This is a genomic window from Microbacterium sp. ABR10 (assembly GCF_057812175.1).
This window is the reverse complement of record NZ_CM173821.1, coordinates 26,722-47,012: the sequence shown is the minus strand read 5'-3', so window position 1 is coordinate 47,012 and position 20,291 is coordinate 26,722. Positions and strand designations below refer to the sequence as shown.

The 20,291-nt window shown below is 70.4% G+C and carries 20 protein-coding genes; 12 read left to right on the top strand and 8 right to left on the bottom strand.

Annotated elements, in window-relative coordinates; all coding sequences use genetic code 11:
- The first annotated feature begins 69 nt into the window (after positions 1–69).
- The 3 genes from ACXKZF_RS00245 (at position 70) to ACXKZF_RS00235 (ending at position 3,264) form a co-directional block, all read left to right on the top strand.
- Positions 70–1,536 carry an ABC transporter permease gene (locus ACXKZF_RS00245; protein ID WP_488984995.1) on the top strand — a complete coding sequence of 489 codons (1,467 nt, stop codon included), beginning with the start codon at positions 70–72 and terminating at the stop codon, positions 1,534–1,536.
- Positions 1,537–1,567: 31 nt separating this feature from the next.
- A complete protein-coding gene (locus ACXKZF_RS00240) occupies positions 1,568–2,275 on the top strand; it encodes an ABC transporter ATP-binding protein (protein ID WP_488984994.1) in 708 nt (235 codons plus the stop codon).
- Positions 2,276–2,721: 446 nt separating this feature from the next.
- Positions 2,722–3,264 carry an SRPBCC family protein gene (locus ACXKZF_RS00235; RefSeq protein WP_488984993.1) on the top strand — a complete coding sequence of 181 codons (543 nt, stop codon included), beginning with the start codon at positions 2,722–2,724 and terminating at the stop codon, positions 3,262–3,264.
- Between the two features lies 1 nt (position 3,265).
- Here the strand turns inward: ACXKZF_RS00235 and mnhG are convergent, their stop codons facing one another.
- From mnhG to ACXKZF_RS00200, 7 genes are all read right to left on the bottom strand, one after another.
- Positions 3,266–3,646, bottom strand: a complete 381-nt coding sequence (gene mnhG / locus ACXKZF_RS00230) for a monovalent cation/H(+) antiporter subunit G (protein ID WP_055952848.1) — start codon at positions 3,644–3,646, stop codon at positions 3,266–3,268.
- Positions 3,643–3,912, bottom strand: a complete 270-nt coding sequence (locus tag ACXKZF_RS00225) for an MrpF/PhaF family protein (RefSeq protein WP_055952845.1) — start codon at positions 3,910–3,912, stop codon at positions 3,643–3,645. The genes mnhG and ACXKZF_RS00225 overlap by 4 nt, the downstream gene beginning before the upstream one ends.
- A complete protein-coding gene (locus tag ACXKZF_RS00220; protein WP_055952841.1) occupies positions 3,909–4,517 on the bottom strand; it encodes a Na+/H+ antiporter subunit E in 609 nt (202 codons plus the stop codon). Before ACXKZF_RS00220 ends, ACXKZF_RS00225 begins: the two co-directional genes overlap by 4 nt.
- Complete coding sequence (locus ACXKZF_RS00215) at positions 4,514–6,070, bottom strand: Na+/H+ antiporter subunit D (protein WP_055952838.1); 1,557 nt, start codon at positions 6,068–6,070, stop codon at positions 4,514–4,516. Before ACXKZF_RS00215 ends, ACXKZF_RS00220 begins: the two co-directional genes overlap by 4 nt.
- Positions 6,067–6,648: a Na(+)/H(+) antiporter subunit C gene (locus tag ACXKZF_RS00210; protein ID WP_055952835.1), complete on the bottom strand. Its 582-nt coding sequence runs from the start codon at positions 6,646–6,648 to the stop codon at positions 6,067–6,069. Before ACXKZF_RS00210 ends, ACXKZF_RS00215 begins: the two co-directional genes overlap by 4 nt.
- Positions 6,645–9,572 (bottom strand): Na+/H+ antiporter subunit A, encoded by a 2,928-nt coding sequence (locus ACXKZF_RS00205; RefSeq protein ID WP_488984992.1) that lies wholly within the window; start codon positions 9,570–9,572, stop codon positions 6,645–6,647. Before ACXKZF_RS00205 ends, ACXKZF_RS00210 begins: the two co-directional genes overlap by 4 nt.
- A 96-nt stretch (positions 9,573–9,668) precedes the next feature.
- Positions 9,669–10,712: a LacI family DNA-binding transcriptional regulator gene (locus ACXKZF_RS00200; protein ID WP_488984991.1), complete on the bottom strand. Its 1,044-nt coding sequence runs from the start codon at positions 10,710–10,712 to the stop codon at positions 9,669–9,671.
- Positions 10,713–10,790: 78 nt separating this feature from the next.
- Here ACXKZF_RS00200 and ACXKZF_RS00195 point away from each other — a divergent pair, with 78 nt between their 5' ends.
- The 7 genes from ACXKZF_RS00195 to ACXKZF_RS00165 all read left to right on the top strand — a co-directional run bounded on the left by ACXKZF_RS00195 (position 10,791) and on the right by ACXKZF_RS00165 (position 18,449).
- Positions 10,791–12,041 (top strand): MFS transporter, encoded by a 1,251-nt coding sequence (locus ACXKZF_RS00195; RefSeq protein ID WP_243223004.1) that lies wholly within the window; start codon positions 10,791–10,793, stop codon positions 12,039–12,041.
- A gap of 9 nt (positions 12,042–12,050) precedes the next feature.
- Entirely contained in the window at positions 12,051–12,749 is a 699-nt protein-coding gene (nucS, locus tag ACXKZF_RS00190; RefSeq protein WP_488984990.1) for an endonuclease NucS, read from the top strand.
- A 308-nt stretch (positions 12,750–13,057) separates the two neighbouring features.
- A complete protein-coding gene (locus tag ACXKZF_RS00185; protein WP_488984989.1) occupies positions 13,058–13,879 on the top strand; it encodes a hypothetical protein in 822 nt (273 codons plus the stop codon).
- A gap of 26 nt (positions 13,880–13,905) precedes the next feature.
- Complete coding sequence (locus ACXKZF_RS00180; RefSeq protein ID WP_488984988.1) at positions 13,906–14,196, top strand: hypothetical protein; 291 nt, start codon at positions 13,906–13,908, stop codon at positions 14,194–14,196.
- Positions 14,197–14,277: 81 nt separating this feature from the next.
- Positions 14,278–14,970 carry an HAD hydrolase-like protein gene (locus ACXKZF_RS00175; protein ID WP_314456493.1) on the top strand — a complete coding sequence of 231 codons (693 nt, stop codon included), beginning with the start codon at positions 14,278–14,280 and terminating at the stop codon, positions 14,968–14,970.
- Entirely contained in the window at positions 14,957–16,231 is a 1,275-nt protein-coding gene (locus tag ACXKZF_RS00170) for a hypothetical protein (protein WP_488984987.1), read from the top strand. Before ACXKZF_RS00175 ends, ACXKZF_RS00170 begins: the two co-directional genes overlap by 14 nt.
- A gap of 154 nt (positions 16,232–16,385) precedes the next feature.
- Positions 16,386–18,449 carry a bifunctional lysylphosphatidylglycerol flippase/synthetase MprF gene (locus ACXKZF_RS00165; protein WP_488984986.1) on the top strand — a complete coding sequence of 688 codons (2,064 nt, stop codon included), beginning with the start codon at positions 16,386–16,388 and terminating at the stop codon, positions 18,447–18,449.
- Between the two features lie 58 nt (positions 18,450–18,507).
- On the opposite strand, the gene ACXKZF_RS00160 is transcribed toward ACXKZF_RS00165, so the two are convergent.
- Positions 18,508–18,714 carry a cold-shock protein gene (locus tag ACXKZF_RS00160; RefSeq protein WP_055952808.1) on the bottom strand — a complete coding sequence of 69 codons (207 nt, stop codon included), beginning with the start codon at positions 18,712–18,714 and terminating at the stop codon, positions 18,508–18,510.
- A 318-nt stretch (positions 18,715–19,032) separates the two neighbouring features.
- On the opposite strand from ACXKZF_RS00160, the gene ACXKZF_RS00155 reads away from it, so the two are divergent.
- Positions 19,033–19,641 carry a GntR family transcriptional regulator gene (locus ACXKZF_RS00155; protein WP_243223009.1) on the top strand — a complete coding sequence of 203 codons (609 nt, stop codon included), beginning with the start codon at positions 19,033–19,035 and terminating at the stop codon, positions 19,639–19,641.
- Positions 19,642–19,689: 48 nt separating this feature from the next.
- A complete protein-coding gene (locus tag ACXKZF_RS00150) occupies positions 19,690–20,118 on the top strand; it encodes a GNAT family N-acetyltransferase (protein ID WP_488984985.1) in 429 nt (142 codons plus the stop codon).
- Positions 20,119–20,291 lie beyond the last annotated feature (173 nt).

Genomic DNA, 20,291 nt, shown 5'->3' with positions numbered 1-20,291 from the left:
AGGGAGCGGTGAGGGTGCCGTTCCTACTTTCGCCTGAGACGGCCGCACCCCGCGTCCGGAAGGAGAACCATGTACGGCACGTACCTTCGGCGCGAACTCGCCGGCCGCACCAAGCAGACCGTGATCGTCGCGGTGGGGCTCGCGATCGCCATCGCGCTCGTCATCGTCGTCAACGCGCTCTCGGCGGGCGTCCGCGACGCGCAGTCGCAGGCTCTGTCGTCGGTGTACGGCGTCGGCACCGACCTGACCGTGACCGGCGCCCAGACCGAACCCGGTCAGGGCGGCGGCGGCCCGCGCTTCGACTTCGGCGCCGACGCGGGCACGACCACCGACGGGACCACGACGCTCAGCCAGTCGCGGCTCATGACCGACATGCGACGCGGCACCCTCGACGCCTCCACCGTCACCACCGTCGAAGGCCTCGACGGCGTCTCCGCCGTCACCGGCGCACTGTCGCTGACGAACACGACGTTCTCGGGGCAGATGCCCGACCGCGGTGCCGCAACCGGAACCACGCAGGGCGAGGGGATGCCGCAGCAGCCCCCGTCCGGCGTCGGCCCCGGCGGAGACGGGGGCAGCGCCTTCGGTGTCGACTCGTTCAGCGTGCTCGGCGTCGACCCCGCGGCATCCATCGGTCCGCTCTCGGCCGTGACCGTCTCCGACGGGCGCGCCCTCGCCGCCTCCGACGCCGGGACCGACGTCGCCGTGATCGACGCGACGTACGCGGCGAGCGCCGGACTCGCCGTGGGCGGCACGGTCGACGTCGCCGGTACGACGATGCAGATCGTCGGGATCGTGGCATCCGCTTCGGCCGAGGCCGACACCGCGGCCAACGTCTATCTGCCCCTCGACGTCGCGCAGACCCTGGCCGGTGTCGGCGACGTCGTCTCGACCGTGTACGTGCAGGCGACGTCGGCGGATGCCATCGACGCAGTGCAGAGCGAGATCACGGCCGCACTCCCCGACGCCACCGTCAGCTCGCAGTCCGAGCTCGCCTCGACCGTCTCGGGCTCGCTGTCGAGCGCGTCGTCGATGATCTCGAACCTCGGCACGTGGCTGTCGGTCGTCGTGCTGCTGGTCGCCCTCGCCCTCGCCGTCCTGTTCACGATGTCGGGCGTCGCCCGCCGAACGCGGGAGTTCGGAACGCTCAAGGCCATCGGGTGGTCCAACGGCCGCATCGTGCGCCAGGTCGCCGGCGAGTCGCTCGTCCAGGGCCTGCTCGGCGGCGTCGCGGGTCTCATCCTCGGGCTCGGCGGCATCCTGCTCGTGAACGTCGTCTCGCCGACCATCTCGGTGAGCGGCCAGGCCACGGGCCCCGGTCAGGGCGGCGGAGAGGGCTTCGGTCCCGGCGGCCCCGGCGGCTTCGGCCAGGCGGCGGCGCAGGCCACCGACATCGTCCTCAACGCACCCGTGACGCCGGTCGTCGTCGTGGCCGCCGTTGGCATCGCCGTGCTCGGCGGTGTGCTCGCGGGTGCTTTCGGCGGCTGGCGCGCCGCGCGTCTCAGTCCCGCCGCCGCCCTCCGCTCGGTCGCGTGAGCGGCATCCCCCATCCTTCGAAGGAGACATCATGACCCTCACCGCCCCCGCCCTCACCACGACCGCCTACAGCCTGCGCGGCGTGACCCGCACCTACCGCCAGCGCGACCGCACCGTCCAGGCCCTGGCCGGCGTCGACCTCGACATCGCCGCGGGCGACTTCGTCACCGTCCAGGGCCCGACCGGCGGCGGCAAGTCCACGCTGCTGCAGATGCTCGGCGCCCTCGACCGCCCCACGAGCGGATCCGTGACGCTCGGCGACGTCGACATCGCGGCCGCCTCGAACGCTGAGCTCGGGCGGGTGAGGGCGCAGGAGATCGGCTTCGTCTTCCAGGGCTTCAACCTCATCCCGACCCTCACCGCCGCCGAGAACGTCGACATGGGGCTGGAGCCCCTCGGCCTCGATCGCGCGGAGCGGCGACGGCGGGTGGCCGAGGCACTCGAACGCGTCGGGTTGCAGGACCGGGCCGACCATCGCCCGGGTGAGCTCTCGGGTGGCCAGCAGCAGCGCGTCGCGATCGCCCGCGCGGTGGCGAAACAGCCCCGGGTGCTGCTCGCCGACGAACCGACCGGCAACCTCGACGAGAGCATGCGCGACGAGATCCTCGACGTGCTGCAGGCGCTGAACGCCGAGGGTCTGACGCTCATCGTCGTGACGCACGACTCCGCCGTCGCCCAGCGGGCCCGCCGTCGCCTCCGCCTCGCGAAGGGCGTCGTCACCGACATCACCCGCGGGTGACCGTCGTGCCCGCGTGACGGGCGGAGGGCCAGGGATGAGCGGAGGACCGCTCTCGAGGCATCCCCCTCGGTCTCGCTCAACGCAGCCAGCACCCGTGACGGGCGGAGGGCCAGGGAACTGCGGAGGACCGCTCTCGCGGCATCCCCCTCCCCTCCTCCCTCGCCCTCCGTTCGTCACGGCCCGTGTCCCCTTGGTCGTCGAGCCCGTCGAGAACCCGCGCCCGCGCGACTCGGCGGCAGCGCACACTCAGCGATTCGCGCAAGATCAGTCGCCTGGTCCCGGATGCCACTGAGCGTGCGCAGACCACGGAGCCTGCGTCGCAGGATCCGGCGCCCGCTCGCGCTCCGTCGACACGACCCCACCCCACGCCCACCCGAGCCCACGTCAAGTCCTGCCGACCCCGCGGCATCCGCCCTACAGTCGAAGCACGCCGACCGGAGGATGCCATGGCCGCCCGCAACACGCGACTGATGCACTGCACCCCCGACGACCTGTTCGCGGTGCTCTCGGACGGGTGGCTCTACCCCGTGTGGGTCGTGGGGGCCGCGCGCATGCGCGACGTCGACGAACACTGGCCGCGGGAGGGCTCCCGCATCCACCACTCGCTCGGCGTCTGGCCGGTCATGATCCATGATGAGACCGAGATCGTCGAATGGGATCCTCCCCGCCGGCTACGGCTGCGCCCGGAGGCCGGCATCGTGGGCCGGGGTGTCATCCGTATCGACGCGCGTCCGCATCCGTCGGGCACCGCGGTCACGATCGTCGAGGAGCCCGTGTCGGGCGCGGCATCGATTCTTCCGTCGCTGCTGTGGAAGCCGATGCTGACGATTCGCAACCACGAGTGCCTGAACCGCTTGGCGTTCCTCGCCGAGGGCCGCCGTGCGGAGCGCGAAGCGCGCGAACTCGATCACCGCACCGAGACACCCGATCCACCGGAGGGCACGCCGTCACCGCAGGCCCGCCGAGACGTGCGCGAATCGGCGACCTGACCTAGTTCTCCGGGCGCGTCTCGGCGCCGGTCGACCCCGGCTGCTCGGTGCGGTGCTGCAGCTCGTCGACGTAGAGGTTCGCCTCGTCGGTCGTCCGGTTGCGGTACGCCGCGCGTCCCACCATGTGCGCGGCCAGCGGCGCGGTCGCGAACTGGATGAGCACGATCGGGATGCCGAAGGCCAGCGCCTCCCACGACCGCAGCGCGAGCTCGACGGCGATGACGATGAGCAGCACGCCGAGCACCTGCGGCTTCGTCGCGGCGTGCAGGCGCGTGGGCACGTCGCGCCAGCGCAGCAGGCCGATGGTCGCGGTCAGGCACAGCACGGCACCCAGCAGCACGAGGACGAGCGCCACGGTGTCGAGAACAGCCTCGATGGTCATCGGGGATTCTCCTTCCGTGCGACGAATCTGGCCACGGCGATCGAGCCGAACACGCCGATCGCGGCGATGACGAGCATCGCGGGCAGGGACCGCGTGTGGTGATTGATCACCATGTCGGCTCCGAGGATGCAGACCACCTCGGTCAGCAGCACGTCGGCGGCGACCGCGCGGTCGAGGATCGAGGGCCCGATGACGAGGCGGATCAGCGCGAGCAGGGCCGCGGCGGCGAACACGACGAGGATGACGGCGACCAGCACGGTGTTCACGGGGCGGTCCTCCGCTTCTCGGGAGAGCCGGCGGTCCGGTGGACCGAGCTGTCGGCGATGCGCGCGCGCAGGTCGCGCAGCTCCTCCTTCGACCCCACCGCCCTCGTGATGCGCGCCTCCCACCGCAGCACGACGCGGCGCTGGTGCTCGGCATCCTCGTCGCTTCGCACGCCGATCGTGTGCAGGTACAGGGTGCGGTTCTCGCGGTCGACGTCGACGATGAGCGACCCCGGGATGAGCGATGCCGTGACCGCGGTGTGGGCCATGATCACGTCGTCGGCGACCCGGAGCGGCACGGCGATGATGGCCGCACCCGGCTGTCGGCGCACATCGAGCACCTGCCACGCCACGATGAGCGAGCCCTTGATGACGGCACCGAGGAAGGTGATGACGAACAGCAGGCCGTACCAGAGGTTGATGCGGCCCGACAGCTCCACCGGCGGCAGACGGAACACGCGCGTGACGAAGATCGCCATGACGATGCCGGTGATCAGGCCCAACCACGTCAGCTGGCCCCACAGCAGCATCCAGAGCGCGATCAGCCACAGCAGCAGCGGCAGCTGATGCAGGAAGAGCGATCTCTGCGACCGCGCGGACGGGCTCATCGCTGCCCCACCTGTTCTTCGAGCTGCACCAGGGTCACACCCTCGGCGACACGCTCCCCCGCGCGCAGGCACACGTCGAGCAACGGGCCCGCGAAGACGGTGAGGGAGATCGTGACCGCCACCATTCCGGCCGTGGCGAACGTCATGATCCGGGGGATCGTGCGTCGCTCGGTCGACACGGACGCCGCCGGAGCGTTGCCGAGATACGCGATGCGCTCGCTCGTTTCGGACGAGTCGTCGTCTTCACGCCAGAACGACAGGTTCCATGCCCGCATGAGGGCGTACAGGGTGAGGATCGAGGTGACGATACCGCCGACGATGAGGACCATCATGACGGGCGTGCCCACCTGGGCCGCAGCGTCGAACAGCGCGTACTTTCCGATGAAGCCCGAGAACGGCGGGAGACCACCCAGGTTGATGGCCGGGATGAAGTAGAGCACGGCCATCAGGGGTGCCCCGCGCATGAGCCCCTTGACCTTCAGGATGGAGGTGCTTCCCGCCTTGCGCTCGATCAGCCCCACGGCGAGGAACAGCGTCGTCTGCACGATGATGTGGTGGACGATGTAGTAGATCGTCGCGCCGATCGCCAACGGCGTGTTGATCGCCAGGCCGAAGATCATGTATCCGATGTGGCTGATCAGGGTGAACGACAGGATGCGTTTGAGCTCGGCCTGCGCCACCGCCCCGAGCACGCCCACGATCATCGTCGCGAGCGCGACCATCAACAGCAGGAAGTTGAGGTCGTTCGCGACGAACAGTTGCGTCTCGGTGCGGATGATCGCGTAGACGCCGACCTTGGTGAGCAGGCCCGCGAACACCGCCGTGACCGGGGCCGGCGCGGTGGGATACGAGTCGGGCAGCCAGAACGAGAGCGGGAACACCGCCGCCTTGATCGCGAAGGCCAGCAGAAGCATCAGGTGCAGGATCGTCTGCGTGTCCTGGGGCAGCAGCGCCATGCGCTCGCTGATCTGCACCATGTTGACGGTGCCGAGAGCTCCGTAGACCATCGCGATCGCCGCGAGGAAGAGAATCGACGACACCAGCGACACGACGATGTAGACGACACCGGTGCGGATACGCGATTCGGTCCCGCCCAGCGTGATGAGCACGTACGAGGCGACCAGGAGGATCTCGAACCCCACGTAGAGGTTGAACAGGTCGCCCGCGATGAAGGCGTTGAAGATCCCCGCGCCCAGGATGAGGTAGGCCGGGTAGAAGATCGACACCGGGGTGTCGGCGTCGTTGTCGGCGGCGCCCTGGCCGATGGAGAAGAGCAGGACCGCGAGCAGCACGATGCTCGTGACCACCACCAGCAGCGCGGCGAGCACGTCGACGTACAGCACGATGCCCAGCGGAACCGGCCAGGCGGCGATGGCCACGGCGATCGGGCCGCTCGTGTCGACGGTGACCAGCAGCACCGCCCCCAGCACCAGCACGGTCGTCAGGGCAGCGACCGACACCACGATCTGCGTCTTCTTGCGCCGACCGAAGATGAGGTTGATCGCGGCGCCGATGAGGGGGATGCCGACGAGCAGGGGCACGAGCGCGCTCACGGGCGGTCACCGTCCTGTGGGTCGCGGGTGTCGTCCTGCGCGCGCTCCCCGTCGCGCCGCACAGCCACGCGGTCGACTGGGGCGTCGTCGACGAGCGATGACAGGTCGCCCTGGTGCAGCACGCGGATGGGCGAGGCCACGTCGCCGACGAAGTCCGTCGTGACGTCGTCATCGTCGGAGCGGGACTCCTCGTCCATCGCGTCCTCGGCCTCGGCCGAGGTACGCGTGCGCAGGGCGACGTCGTCGGCGTCGTCGACGACGGTGTCGGCCTGGCCGAGTTGCCAGGACCGGTAGATGAGGGCGAGCAGGAAGGCGGAGATGGCGAAGGTGATGACGATGGCGGTCAGCATGAGCGCCTGCGGGAGCGCATCGGACATCTCGGACACATCCGTCGCGCCGTCGTCGTAGAACGGAGCGCGACCGGGCGCTCCCATCATGATCAGCAGCAGCAAGTTGGCCGCGTTGCCGAGCAGCAGGAAGCCGATCAGCACGCGGGTGAGGCTGCGTTCGAGCATCGCGTAGACGCCGCACGCGAAGAGCGCGGCCATGACGATGACGAGGACGAGGGAGATGGTCATGAGGGGGCCATCTCCGCATCTTCGGGATGCTGCGACTGTCGATCGACCTCGGCTCCGAGGCTCCGGAGCACGTCGAGGACGAGACCGATCACCACGAGATACACACCCACGTCGAAGATCGTGCTGGTGACGAACTCCCAGTGCCCGATGAGGGGGAGATCGCCTTCGAACGTGAAGCTCTGCAGCGGCGCGAATCCGAACACCATCGGCAGCAGGGCGCAGAGCACGGCGATCGCCATGCCGGCCCCCAGCAGACGACCGGCGTCGGTGGGAGCAGCGGCGCCGAGCTCCCAGCGACCTCCGGCGATGTACCGCATGACGAGCCCCATCCCGGCGACCAGGCCGCCGGCGAAGCCTCCACCCGGAAGGTTGTGACCGGCGAACAGGAGGTAAAGCGACACGATCATGATCGAGTGGAACAGCACCCGCACGATGATCTCGAGCAGGATCGAGCGGTTCTCGGGTTGCACCTTCGACCCCGAGATCAGCCAGGCGCGCGGGGCGTCGGCTTCACCCGGACGCCGCGCCCGCACACCGCTGTCGGTCTCGATGAGGGGACGACGGCGCCCGATGCCGGTTCGACTGCGGGCGGTACCGGACCGGCGGGCGAGGTTGTCGCTGCGGTCGGTGATGAAGACGAGGGATGCCACGCCCGTGGCCGCGAGCACGAGAACCGACAGCTCCCCCATCGTGTCCCAGCCGCGCAGGTCGACGAGCGCGACGTTCACGACGTTGCGGCCGTGCCCGATCTCGTACGACAGCGGGGGCCACTCCATCGACACCGGGACGTCCTGACGGGCGCCCGTCGCGACGATCGCGACGAGGGCCATCGTGAGTCCGACGCCGACGCCGAGCACGGCCCGGGCGATGGGGGCGACGGAGGCGTTCTGCTCGCCCATGCGCGCGGGCAGGCGCCGCAGCACGAGGGCGAACACGACGAGGGTGACGGTCTCGATCAGCACCTGGGTGAGGGCGAGATCGGGCGCGCCGCTCGTGGCGAACAGCACGACGAGCCCCAGGCCCGTGACCGACACGAGGGCGACGCCCGTGAAGCGCTTGCGGGCGCGCACCGCGAGGATTCCCGCCGCGATCATCAGGGGGGCGGCGAGCAGCTGCGCGGGAGACTGCCACGCGTCGAGCTGCGCACGCCAATCGCGCGAGGCCAGGAGCGCCGTGCCCTCGGCGACGACCAGCACGATGAAGATCGTGCCGACGTAGAACGGCAGCGAACCGCGCTGGAACCGCGCCGTGACCCACTCGGAGGAGTGGTCGATGGAGCGCAGCGCGAGGTTGTAGACGTCGTTCGCGGTGAAGGGCAGCACGCGCGGACGCGTGTGCAGCTGCGTCTTGCGCACCACCCAGAACACGCCCGCGCCGAGAGCCAGCGTCCCGAGCGAGATGAAGAGCGCGGGCTCCAGGCCGTGCCAGAGCGCCAGATGGTACGGGTACTCGGGTGCCGGAACACCCGGAGTGGCCTCAGGCAGTCCGTCGGCGTAGGGCGCGAGCCAGTGGTCGACGATCGGGGCGAGGAACCCGAGGGCGAGCGACGCCGCCGCGAGCAGGACCGGCGCCGAGAGGAAACCGATCGGGGGATCCGGCCAGTCGGTCGCCTCCACGTCGCGCTTCGTCCAGTAGGCGCCCCAGAGGAATCGGATGCCGTACGCCGCCGTGAGAGCGGAGCCCAGCACGATGCCCACCAGGGCGACGATGCCCCACCCGGCGCCGGCCTCCGCCTCGTGGACGAGGGCCGTGAGCGCCGTCTCTTTCGCGACGAACCCGAGAGTGGGGATGACGCCCGCCATCGAGGCGATCGCGATGAACGAGGCCGTGGCCATGACCGGCGCCTGGCGCCCGAGGCCCGAGAGCTGTCCGATGTCACGCGTGTTCAGCTGCCGGTCGATGACGCCGACGATGAGGAACAGGCACGACTTGAACAACGCGTGGCTGAGCAGCAGCGCGACACCGGCGAGGGCGGCATCCCGCGTTCCGTAGCCGAGCATGACCGTCAGGAAACCGAGCTGGCTGACGGTGCCGAAGGCGAGGATGCGCTTGAGGTCGCGCTCGCGCAGAGCCTGGAATCCGCCCAGCAGCATGGTGAACACGCCGAGCGCGATGAGCGTGGGACGCCAGAAGGGCGTCTCGGCGAAGCCGGGGGCGAGGCGCGCCACGAGGTAGATGCCGGCCTTCACCATGGCCGCGGCGTGGAGGTACGCGCTGACCGGGGTGGGGGCCGCCATGGCGCCGGGGAGCCAGAAGTGGAAGGGGAAGATGGCCGACTTGCTCAGGGCGCCCACGAGAAGCAGTAGCACGGCGACGTCGACGACGGTGCCGGTGGGCGGATCGGCGAGGATTGCCGACAGACTCGATGTGCCCGCCTGCACGACCACCAGCACGACGCCGATCAGCATGACCAACCCGCCGAGCGTCGTCACCAGCAACGCCTGGAGCGCGGCACGCCGGCTGGCGGATCGGGCGTGGTAGTAGCCGATCAGCAGGTACGACAACACGCTCGTGACTTCCCAGAGCATGATGAGCACGACGAGGTCGTCGGTCAGGACGAGCCCGTACATGGCCCCGGCGAAGGCCAGCAGCACGGCTGAGAACTGCCCGACGCCCTGGGTCTTGCCACGGAAATACCAGCGGCAATAGAGCATGACGAGGGCGCCGACGCCGGTGACGACGAGCGTGAGCAGCCAGCCCAGCACGTCCATCCGCATCGAGAGCGAGACGTCGATCGCCGGGATCCAGCGGTATTCCTCGAACGGAATGTTCCCGGCGAAGACCGCGGGGGCGAGCACGACTGCGTGCACGAAGGCGACAGCGGGGAGGACGGCCGCGACGTAAAACGCGCGAGGCCCGATGCGTGAGACCAACCACGGCAACAGCAGCGGGAGCGCCGCGAACGCGCCAAGGAAGATCAACAAGCGCGGGCCTCCTCGGGGTCGACGGGCGGATGCCCGGGCTCTCGGGGTGTCGGACCTATTCTATGCGGCGCATGAGAGTTCACGAACCCACGGATGTCATGTGGTACGCGGCGGCCCCGTCGTCGTTCCGGCGCGGAACGTGCACTCGAGATCGAGGCCCGACGGCGTGGCGTCCTCGAGCATCGCCGCCACCGCCTCGCCCGCGGCGCGGCCCTTCGCGGTGGCGGGCTGCACGAGGGTCGTGAGGACGTGCGGGGCCAGCCCGTCGACGACCACGCCGTCGAACCCGGTGACACTGACGTCCTGCGGAACCCTGAGTCCTGCTTCTTCTGCGGCCCGGATGACGCCGGCCGCGAGCAGGTCGCTCTGTGCGATGACGGCGGTGGGGCGGCGCTCGGCGAAGATCGTGCGACCGGCGATCGCCCCCTCGTCGATGGAGCTCGTCGCCGCGGCGAGCGCGGGGGCTTTGGGGAAGACTTCTCTCGCGCCCCGCAGACGGTCGGCGGTCACGTCGACCCCGACGACGGCATCGTCGGCGAGCCACCCGCGCCGTCGGCCCGCATCGACGGGGAGGGTGACGATCACGACGTCGCTGTGCCCGAGGGAGGCGAGGTGCGAGGCTGCAGCGCGCTGCGCGTCGGCGTTATCCAGCAGCACGCGGGGAATCCCCTCGCCCGCATCCCCCTCGACCACGACGACCGGGATGCCGCGTCCACGGACGATCTCGAGCGAGTCACGCATGCGCGGACTGCATCCGATGAGGACGGCGGCGTCGATGGGCGCCGTGTGCAGCGAGGGCTCGCTGACCGTCACGCCGTCGTCGCGAAGCAGGAGGAGCGCGGCTCCCAACCGCGAGACCCCGTCGGCGAGGCCGTCCATCATGTGGGTGGTGACCGGGTCGAGGAAGGCCGTGCCGAGGTGCTGGTCGAAGACGACCCCGACGATGCCGGAGCGCCCGCGCCGCAGCGATGCCGCGCGCGGGTCGGGGCCGGTGTAGCCCAGGCTCTCGGCGGCCGCGAGCACGCGGGCGCGGGTCGCCTCGGAGGTGGGCGTCTTGCCGCTGAAGACGACGGAGGCGGTCGAGGGCGAGACGCCGGCCTCTCGGGCGACGTCGTTGATGGTCGCGCGACGGGAGCTCACGGGGCGATGCTACCCGGGGAGGTGGGCTAACCCCGAATCGATTCGATCGTGGCCGAATCGATTCGGTACAGTGTCGGCATGCACTCCACGTTGACCCGCTCCCAGCTCGTGCGCTGGCACGTCGCGATCTGCGCGATCTTTCTCGCGAGCGGTCTGAGCATCTCGACCTGGGCGTCTCGCGTGCCCGCCATCCGCGAGTCCCTGGGCATCGAGAACTCCGGCGTCGGACTGCTCCTGCTCGGCATGGGCGTGGCATCCATCATCGGGCTCTCCATCGCCCCCGCCGTCATGGCACGCATCGGCGCCCGCTCCGGCATGCTCGTCGCGCTCGTGCTCGTCGGGATCGGCCTGGCGATCATCGGGTTCGGTGCCGACACGCTTCAACTCTTCGGTGTCGCCCTGGTCGGCCTCGCTCTCTTCGGGTTCGGCAACGGCGCCGTCGACGTGATGATGAACGTCGAGGGTGCGGCGCTCGAGAAGGCGACCGGCCGCACGATCATGCCGTTGCTGCACGCCTTCTTCAGCTTCGGCACGGTGATCGGCGCCGGGCTCGGCTTCCTCGCCGTGACCCTCGACATCCCGGTCATGGCGCACTGCGTCGCGATGGGCGTGGTGATCCTCGTCGTCGCGTTCGTGTCGGTGGCCAACGTCCCCCGCGCCGAGGTCGCGATGGACGCCCCCGCCGCCGAGGAGCGCGCGCACTGGCGCGAACGCCTCTCCACCTCGCTTCAGGCGTGGCGCGAGCCGCGCACGTACACGCTCGGCGTCATCATGCTCGGCATGGCCTTCGCCGAAGGCAGCGCGAACGACTGGCTCCCCTCGGCCGTGGTCTACGGCCACGGTGCCCCCGAAGAGGCCGGCCCGGCCGTTCTCGCCGTGTTCTCGGTCGCCATGACCGTGGGACGCATCGCCGGCGGTCCGGTCGTCGACCGACTCGGCCGCGTGCTCGTGCTGCGGGTCCTCGCCGGCACGGCGGCGGCCGGGCTGCTGCTATTCATCCTCGCGCCGTTCGGCCCGCTCGTCTTCGTCGGTGCGGCTCTCTGGGGTCTCGGCGCTTCGCTCGGCTTCCCCATCGGCATGTCGGCCGCCGCCGACGATCCCGCCAAGGCCGCCTCGCGCGTGGCCGCCGCCGCCACGATCGGCTACGTCGCGTTCCTCTGCGGCCCGCCCATCCTCGGGTGGATCGGCGACCACATCGGTCTGCTCAACACGCTGCTCATCGTAGTGGGGCTGATCGTGGCATCCGGTCTGTTCTCGGGAGCCGCCAAGCCCCTCGTCGTCGACGAGGCCTCGACCCCCGAGCCCGCCGAGCCCGCACGGCGCGATTAGGCTCGTCGGGTGCGTCTCGTCATCGCCCGTTGCTCCGTCGACTACACCGGCCGCCTCAACGCGCATCTCCCCCTCGCCACCCGACTGCTCGTCCACAAGGGCGACGGCAGTCTGCTGGTGCACTCCGACGGCGGCTCGTACAAGCCGCTCAACTGGATGAGCCCGCCCTGCTCCCTCACTCTCGAGCAGCCCGACGAGGTCGACGTCGAAGACGGGGTGATCGAGCGCTGGCGCGTGACGCACGCCAAGACCGGCGATGCCCTTCTGGTGCGCATCCACGAGATCGTCCACGACACCGCCCATGACCTGGGAGTCGATCCCGGCCTGATCAAAGACGGTGTCGAGGCCGACCTGCAACGCCTGCTCGCCGAGCAGGTGTCGGTCGTCGGTGAGAATCTCACGCTCGTACGCCGCGAGTACCCCACCGCCATCGGCCCCGTCGATCTGCTGCTGCGCAACGACGACGGTCGCGGCACCGTCGCGATCGAGGTCAAACGCCGGGGAGACATCGACGGCGTCGAACAGCTGACCCGCTATCTCGAGCTGCTCAACCGCGACCCCCTGCTCGCCCCCGTCACGGGCGTCTACGCCGCGCAGGAGATCAGGCCGCAGGCGCGGGTCCTCGCCACCGACCGCGGCATCCGGTGCCTCACCCTCGACTACGACGAGATGAAAGGCGTGCAGTCGGGCGCACCCCGCCTCTTCTGAGGGCAACGAGACGCAGGATGCCGCGGCGCCGATCGCCCGCAGTCGCCATACGCGGATGCAGCGGCCCACCGCCAGAACCGGGCACGCCGCCAGGTGAGCGCGCGGAGCGCATGACGGGGAGCGGCGAGAACCGGGAACGCTCGACTGCTACTGTCCGGGCAGCGGGGACTGCACGCGCGGCGATCCCCTCCCGCCCACCCATTCGCCGGTCGGGCTTTCAGCCCTGATTCTCGAAGGACTACATGCTCGCCAGAAGCGCCCGACGGCTGCTCTCCGCCCGATTCCGAATCGTGACAACGGTCGCTGCGATGACCACGGCGCTCGCGCTCGTCGCCGCGTCCCCGGCTCTCGCCGCCGACCAGCCGGCCGCTCCGCCTACGATCCCGGCTCTCTCCGCGGTGTGGGGCGAGCCTTTCTGCACCTCCGGGGGCGGCGCGGCGGTCCGCGTCGGAATCGCGCACGAACCCATGGACGTCGCCGGCCGTGTCGGGGTGAAGGTCACGGAGCAGATCGTCGGCGGAACCGACGCGGCGGTCGAGACGCACGGCCACACCGACGCGAGGGGGAAGTTCTCTGCCCCCGTGACGTTGTCGCGAGCTCAGCAGATCAAGGTCACGGTGGCGGGCGACGTCGGAGATCGAGGCGCCGACGGATCAGTCACGTGGCGGGTCGTCGGCGAGCGCGTCTACCCCTTCCCCGACGGGTGCCTCCCCGGCTATCCGCGCATGACGCTCGACGCCCCCGTCGTCAGTCGAGACTGGGTCGTCGACGACCCCGCCGTGAAGGGTGATGCCCACTGGGATGCCGACAAGGTGGAGGGTGCCCCGGCGAGCACCCTGATGAGCTGGTCGATCAACGCCCAGGGCGAGCTCGTGGCGACGGCGTCGGCGAACTACAAGTTCTCCAACGGCACCAACCAGTGGAACGGGGGCAGGCCCGCCGACATGTACACCGAGCCGCCTACTCCGCCCGCTCCCACGATCTGCGTCCTCGAATCGCGACCCGGCTTCGTGAAGATCACGTACGGCGGGAAGACGCGCTCATTCAGCGTCGACGCGATGCGGGTGTTGCCGAAAGGCTGCCTCACTACCAAGCAGACGGCGGAACTGAAGAGGCTGCTCGGGCTGTAGACCCTCACTCGTCTTCTCCTGAGGCCGTGGCCGCCATGACCCGATGTGCGCTCCCGCTCATCCGTCGACTCGTGAGGTGCGGGACGATCGGCTTCGCGTGCGGCGCGGTGCTCGGCGCTCTCTTCGTGCTGATCGGGTGGTTCCCGTCCGCTCTCGCGATGCATGCGGACGATCCGAGGTTCCTCCTGCACTCCATGCTCGCGTGGTGTGCCGGCTGGGCCGTCGTGTGCGGAGCGGTGGGCCTCGTGGTGGGCCTGATCGTGAGCGTGCTCATCGACGTCGGCGACCGGCTCCCCGATCACCCCCGCGCCGACTAGTCCTCGAAGATCGTCCACGTCGCGACTCCGCACCACGGCATCCGACGGCCTACCGGCACACCGCGCCGGTAGCGTGGACGCATGCCCGAACGCTCTCCCTTCTCGTGCGTCCTGTGGGACGTCGACGGAACCCTCGTCGACGCGTCCGAGGGGATCCTCCGCCGCCTGACGACCACGCTCGACCACTTCGGGCGCACGCCGCCGACGCGGGGCGAGCTGTCGCACTGGATCGGCCCGCCCATGTTCGAGTCGTTCCAGGTGAACGTCGGCATGACTCCCGAGCAGGCCGTCGAGGCCGTCGCGTTCTACCGTGGCTTGAACAAGAGCGAGGGCTACACGGTCAGCGCGCGGCTGTATCCGGGGGTCGGCGAGCTGGTGCACGACCTGCACGCGGCAGGGATCCCTCAGTCGACGGCGAGCTCGAAGCCCGAGGTGCAGGTCGTGGCGCTGATGGACCATTTCGGTCTGGCCCCCGATCTGGAGGCCATGGTCGGCGCGACCCTCGACGAGCGCACGCTGAGCGCCAAGTCCGACATCGTGCGCGAAGCGCTCCGTCGGCTCGACGTCGCCGGGGTGGACACGTCGCGCCCCGTGCTGATCGGCGATCGGCACCACGACGTCGAAGGCGGTCAGGATGCCGGCGTGCCGGTGATCTTCGTACGGTGGGGCTTCAGCTGGCCGCACGAGGCCGAGGGCGCCCAGGCGGCCGTCGACGACGTCGATCAGCTTCGTGCCCTGCTCCTCGTCGGTGACGCGCCCGATGCCGATGCCTGATCTCGCGTGGGCGGTGCCGACGGCGATCGCCCTCGCCGCCGCCGCCCTCGTGGTGGCGGTCGTCGTCATCGCCGTCCGCGTGCAGCGCCGGTCTCCCCGCAGCCGTGCGGCCGCCGGTCAGACGGTGTCGGGTGCGGCGGTCGCCCTGCTCGCACTCGATGACGACGTCGACGATCTCGACCTCGCCTTCGAGGCCGCCGACGCGCTCGATGCCGACGACGTCCCCACCGAGCTGCGTCGCGCCCGCACCACGGCGCACCGCGCCCGCGATCGGGGCTTCGGCGACCTGTTGGTGCTCGAGGCCGACACCGGCGTGGCCGCTCGCCGGCGCGACCAGGCGCGGCGGTTGCACGGGGCGCTCGATGCGCAGCGCACGCAGGTCTCCGCGGTACGCGCCCGCCTCGCGGAGTGGGAGCGCGAGAACCGCTCACCCGCCGGTCTGCTCGCGGCCGCGCGTCGCCGTCGCGATGATCTGGTCGCGACATCGGGTGACCCCGAGCCGCTCGTCGGCGCTCTGCGCGCGCGCTTCGACGACGATGACTGGTCCGAGGCTGCCGTGGCGACGGATCGAGCGAGAAGCGCTCTGGCCGACGCCGACGACGCCCTCCGACGCGCTGAGGGGGAGGCCGAGGGCGGCCACATCTTCCGCGCCACCGTGGCTCTGCGCCTCGCCGCACGCTACCTTCGCGAGGTCGAAGACGGCCACCGCATCGCCCTCCAGGCCGCCGGAAACGCCGACGCCGAGGTGGCCGCCGCACGCGCCGAGATCCGCGAGGCGATCGATGTGGCCACCGCCCGTCCCGAAGCCTGCCGGCCGGGAGCAGCCGAGCGCCTTCGTGCGGCGGCTGTCGAACTCGACGACGCTGCCGCCGCGGCGTCTCGACGCCCACGCGAAGCCGTCGCCACCGTTGCACGCGTGCGCGAAGAGCGCGACGAGCTCCTCGACGCCGCCGTCAGCATGCGCCGACGTGTCGAGGCCGCTCGCACGGCGCTCCCCGGAACGCTTGCCTGTGCCCGCGCGGCCCTCGCCGCCGCCGAGACAGTCGCAGAAGCCGCTCCGCGGGCGACTGCCGAGACAGCCGACGGAACGGCCATCCACGCGGCCGACGAGAAGCGCGATGAGGCGCCAAACGACGCCGACCGCATCGCCCAGCGCCTGCGGGTGGAACGCGCGCGGCGCCACCTCGCCGAGGCCCGCGCCGCCACCGACGCCACGCAGGCGCTCACCGCCGCCCGCGCCGCCTGGTCCGCCCTGCGCTGACCCGCCGCCTGGTCCGCCCTGCGCTGTCCCCACCCACCTGGTCCACCCCGCGCTGACCCCACCCACCTGGTCCACCCCGCGTTGACACCCGTCTGAGGCGCAGCCCCCTTCGCCGCCTCACGTCACGACGCACGCGTGCCCTATGGTGGGCGGCATGGCGCAGAAGACCCTCGTCGCTCGCTCGCTCGCGGTGGCGAGGCGCGTCCCGGTCACGCTGACGCTCGCCGGCATCCTGCTGCTGGTGGGACTGTTCTCCGGCAGCCTGCGGCGGCCCTTCGCCGACTCCGACCTGTTCTCCTCGGTCGCCTACGGGCTGCCCGCCCTCTCGGCCGGTCGATGGTGGACGCCGATCACCGGCACCTTCTTCGTCGACTCCCCCTGGGTCTATGCGGCCGGCATCCCGATTCTCGCGGCGATGGGGTTCCTCGAGGCGCGCCGGGGCTCCCGCGCCGCAGCGATCACCTTCGCCGGGGGCCAGCTGTTCTCCGTCCTCGCGGCCTCGGTGTTCCTGTGGGGAGCCGCGCTCCTGCCGTGGTCGTGGGCACAGCAGCAGGCAGCCGCCCTCGACGTCGGTCCGTCGGGCGGCCTGTTCGCGTGCCTCGCCGCCGCGCTCGCGCTGCTCCCCTCCCCGTGGCGTCTGCGCGTCTGGACGGTCTTCCTCGCCGTGCTGCTCGTGTCGTTCTTCTATTACGGCTCGCTGCCCGACCTCGAGCACGTCCTCGCGGTGCTGCTGGTCCTCGCCGTCGACCGATCGTTGCGCCCGCAGCGTGTGAGCGTTCGCGAACAGCGCCTGGTGGCCTTCGTCGTGCTGTGCGCGCTCGGGGCCATCGAGATCCTCGGCTATATCGCGCCCATGACCGGCCCGTTCGGCACCTCCGCGGCGGTCTCGGGGTCGTGGATCGACGTCGCGGTGAACACGGCGATTGTCCTCCTCGTGGCCACCGCCCTGCGACGCGGCCGCCGGTGGGCGTGGGTCGTCGTGATGGTCTACTGCGCCCTGAACTTCGCCCTGGTTGCGCTCGTCGTCGCCGTCCTGCTCCTGTCCGGAGTGAGCGGCATCGAGGCCGACCTGGATGCCGATGTCACCAGCGTCCTGGCCTCGTCGGCGTTGTGGATCGTGGCGTCGGTCTACTTCGTGCTGGTGCGAGCGGCGTTCCGCGCCCGTCCACGCGCTGCCCTCGGTGACATCCCGACACCGACGCCCGACGACGTCAAGAAGGAGTTGAGCGCCACCGGTGGCGGGACCCTGTCGTGGATGACGACGTGGGACGGCATGTCGTACGCCCGCTTCGGCCGCGGCATCGTGGCGTATCAACGGCGCTCCGGCGTCGCGTTGGCGCTCGGCGACCCGCTCGGTCCGGCCGACGCACGAGCCGACACGGTTCGCACCTTCATCGACCGCGCCGAAGCGGCGGGGCTGGCCCCGTGCTTCTTCAGCGCCGGCGCGGAGACCTTCGCCGCCGTGCCGAGCGGATGGCGCAGCATCGTCGTGGCCGACGACACGGTAGTCGACCTCCCTGGCCTGCAGTTCACCGGCAAGGCGTGGTGGGCGGTGCGCACTTCACTGAACCGTGCTGAGCGCGAGGGCATGACGTTCCGCCTCTCCCGACTGAGCGACGAGAGCTGGGGTGTCCGCCAACAGCTGCGTGCGATCTCCGAGAGCTGGGTGGGCGACAAGGGCCTGCCCGAGATGGGCTTCACGCTCGGCACGTTGCACGAGGCATCCGACCCCGAGGTGCGGATCGCCCTCGCGGTGTCGCCCGCCGGAGACGTCGACGGGTTCCTGTCGTGGCTGCCCATCTACGGCGATGGTGCGATCCGCGGATGGACCCTCGACCTCATGCGACGCCGCGATGGCGGCTTCGGCCCTGTGATGGAGTTCCTCATCGGCGCATCCGCCCGACAGTTCTCCGCCGAGGGTGCTGAGGTGATGTCGCTGTCGGGGGCGCCGCTGGCGCACGAGTACCCCGCGGATGCCGGTGTCATCGCCGACCTGCAGAAGCGCATGGCCGACGCACTCGAACCCGTGTACGGCTTCGCCTCGCTGCACCGCTTCAAGCAGAAGTTCCACCCGCGCTACGAGACCATGTACCTGCTCTACCGCGATGAGGCGGATCTCACGCGCATCGGTGCCGCTCTCACACGGGCGTTCCTCCCGCACGCGACGATCCGGCAGTTCGCGGCCGCCGGGGTGGATCTCGTCCGGTCCGACAACTGAAACGCCCCGGACGACGCAGTTGTCGGCCGGGGCGCATCCGCTTCGGAGTGCGAGGAGGTCAGAGCGGGCGGATGTCCTCCGCCTGCAGGCCCTTCGGGCCCTGGGCGACCTCGAACTCGACGCGCTGGTTCTCCTCGAGCGAGCGATAGCCGCCCGACTGGATGGCGCTGTAGTGGGCGAACACATCCTGCCCGCCGTCATCCGGGGCGATGAAGCCGAAGCCCTTCTCCGAGTTGAACCACTTGACCGTGCCCTGCGTGCTCATCCTGATGCCGTTTCCCGCTCGAGCCGACACCGAGCGCGCCGGACTGTGCCCCCACGGTAACGGGCGGATTCGCCGTGCGCACGGCACTGTGACACAAACGTTGCGTGAGCCGGAACGGGGCCTCGCACACCCGGAGCCCATACGACGCCCGGGCTGAGCAGGGCTCAAAGCCCGGGCGTCGACGGATCCCCCCGGATATGCCACGCAAGCGTGACGTGATGACAATACCGGCGTCGAGGCGTGCGCGCGACACGAAATCGAAGAAACAGTAACTTATGTCGATGTTCTGTGATATCTGGAAGCCGTAAACTCCGCCTGATGGATGATCGCCGCCGCGCTTCGGCCCTCGTCGACGAGGCGTATCGTGCCCTCGGCGGGGCGATCGTCGACGGTCGTCTACGGCCGGGAGACCGATTGCGCGACGTTGAGCTGGCGCAACTGATGGGCATCTCCCGCACGCCGGTGCGCGAGGCCCTGCAGAAGCTGGAGCGTATCGGCCTCGTCGAGATCGCGGCCAACCGGTACACGCGGGTGTCCGAAGTCACCGACCGAGCCCGTGTCGACATGCGCGAGTACGCCGCCCACACCATCGCAGGTGCCGTCCGCGTGGCTTTGGCGCGGTGCACCGACGACGAGATCGATGTCGCCGTCGTCCTCGTCGATCGCATGCGCGACGCCGAGACCTCGCGGTCGTACGTCACCGCCGTCCTGACGTTCTACGCCCACATGGCAGCCGCATCCGGCAACATCGTCTTCTCTCGGGCGTTGGAGCAGACCGACCTGGTCCTGCGACGCAATCTCGACGGTTGGGAGAGCATCTCCGACGACACGCGCGAGCCGCTCTTCCATCACCTGCGCACGCAGGTCGCCGCGCGCGACGCGAACGGCGCCACCTGGACGTTCCTCGCTCTGCACGGTTTCTCCTGACCGCACAAGTGCGGCGGTGGCGTCGTCCGGCGCCGCTAGCGTGACGGGATGCCGCACATCGAGCTACGCGATCTTCACGACGACGACCGGGATGCCGTGTTCTCGGCCGTTCACGCCAGCGGATCCGCGTGGCCGCGTGCCACGTTCGACGATCGCCCCTCGTTCGACGCGTGGACGGATCGCACCGATGTCGTCGCTCTCGCCATCGTCCAGGATGCCTCGGTGGTCGGCATCGCCGCGGCGCTGGACGTCGACGGCGACCGGGAGGTCCTTCTCGCCGTCGCACCCGACACCGAGGGCGACGCGTCCACCGAGGCACTGCGTCTGCTGACCGCGCGAGAAGCCGAGCGGCCGCTGTACGCGTGCGTCGCCGCGAGCGACGAGCCGTCCCACGACGTCCTCGCACGCATCGGCTTCGTCGAGCACCGACGCGACGGTGACGACGTCGTCTACGTCCTGCCCCCGACCCTCGAGTGACGCCGGCGCTCACCGGCGCGTGAGCGTCGCGACGATCGGCCGGGCACGCCCCACCCGCGGACCATCAGTACGCCGACATTCCCGGGCCATACCGCGATCGACGCGACCGCCCCGCCGACGATCAGGACGACGAGGAACGAGAGACGGGGGCGACGGAGCATCGGCGTCCGCGG

What these genes read in the sequence shown, in the direction of transcription:
- ACXKZF_RS00220 (WP_055952841.1), bottom strand. Translation starts at nt 4,517, where the DNA reads ATGAGCCCGTCCGCGCGGTCGCAGAGATCGCTCTTCCTGCATCAGCTG.
- ACXKZF_RS00240 (WP_488984994.1), top strand. Translation starts at nt 1,568, where the DNA reads ATGACCCTCACCGCCCCCGCCCTCACCACGACCGCCTACAGCCTGCGC.
- ACXKZF_RS00245 (WP_488984995.1), top strand. Translation starts at nt 70, where the DNA reads ATGTACGGCACGTACCTTCGGCGCGAACTCGCCGGCCGCACCAAGCAG.
- ACXKZF_RS00155 (WP_243223009.1), top strand. Translation starts at nt 19,033, where the DNA reads ATGGATGATCGCCGCCGCGCTTCGGCCCTCGTCGACGAGGCGTATCGT.
- ACXKZF_RS00210 (WP_055952835.1), bottom strand. Translation starts at nt 6,648, where the DNA reads ATGACCATCTCCCTCGTCCTCGTCATCGTCATGGCCGCGCTCTTCGCG.
- ACXKZF_RS00195 (WP_243223004.1), top strand. Translation starts at nt 10,791, where the DNA reads ATGCACTCCACGTTGACCCGCTCCCAGCTCGTGCGCTGGCACGTCGCG.
- ACXKZF_RS00160 (WP_055952808.1), bottom strand. Translation starts at nt 18,714, where the DNA reads ATGAGCACGCAGGGCACGGTCAAGTGGTTCAACTCGGAGAAGGGCTTC.
- ACXKZF_RS00150 (WP_488984985.1), top strand. Translation starts at nt 19,690, where the DNA reads ATGCCGCACATCGAGCTACGCGATCTTCACGACGACGACCGGGATGCC.
- ACXKZF_RS00170 (WP_488984987.1), top strand. Translation starts at nt 14,957, where the DNA reads ATGCCGATGCCTGATCTCGCGTGGGCGGTGCCGACGGCGATCGCCCTC.
- ACXKZF_RS00175 (WP_314456493.1), top strand. Translation starts at nt 14,278, where the DNA reads ATGCCCGAACGCTCTCCCTTCTCGTGCGTCCTGTGGGACGTCGACGGA.
- ACXKZF_RS00235 (WP_488984993.1), top strand. Translation starts at nt 2,722, where the DNA reads ATGGCCGCCCGCAACACGCGACTGATGCACTGCACCCCCGACGACCTG.
- ACXKZF_RS00185 (WP_488984989.1), top strand. Translation starts at nt 13,058, where the DNA reads ATGACCACGGCGCTCGCGCTCGTCGCCGCGTCCCCGGCTCTCGCCGCC.
- mnhG (WP_055952848.1), bottom strand. Translation starts at nt 3,646, where the DNA reads ATGACCATCGAGGCTGTTCTCGACACCGTGGCGCTCGTCCTCGTGCTG.
- ACXKZF_RS00165 (WP_488984986.1), top strand. Translation starts at nt 16,386, where the DNA reads ATGGCGCAGAAGACCCTCGTCGCTCGCTCGCTCGCGGTGGCGAGGCGC.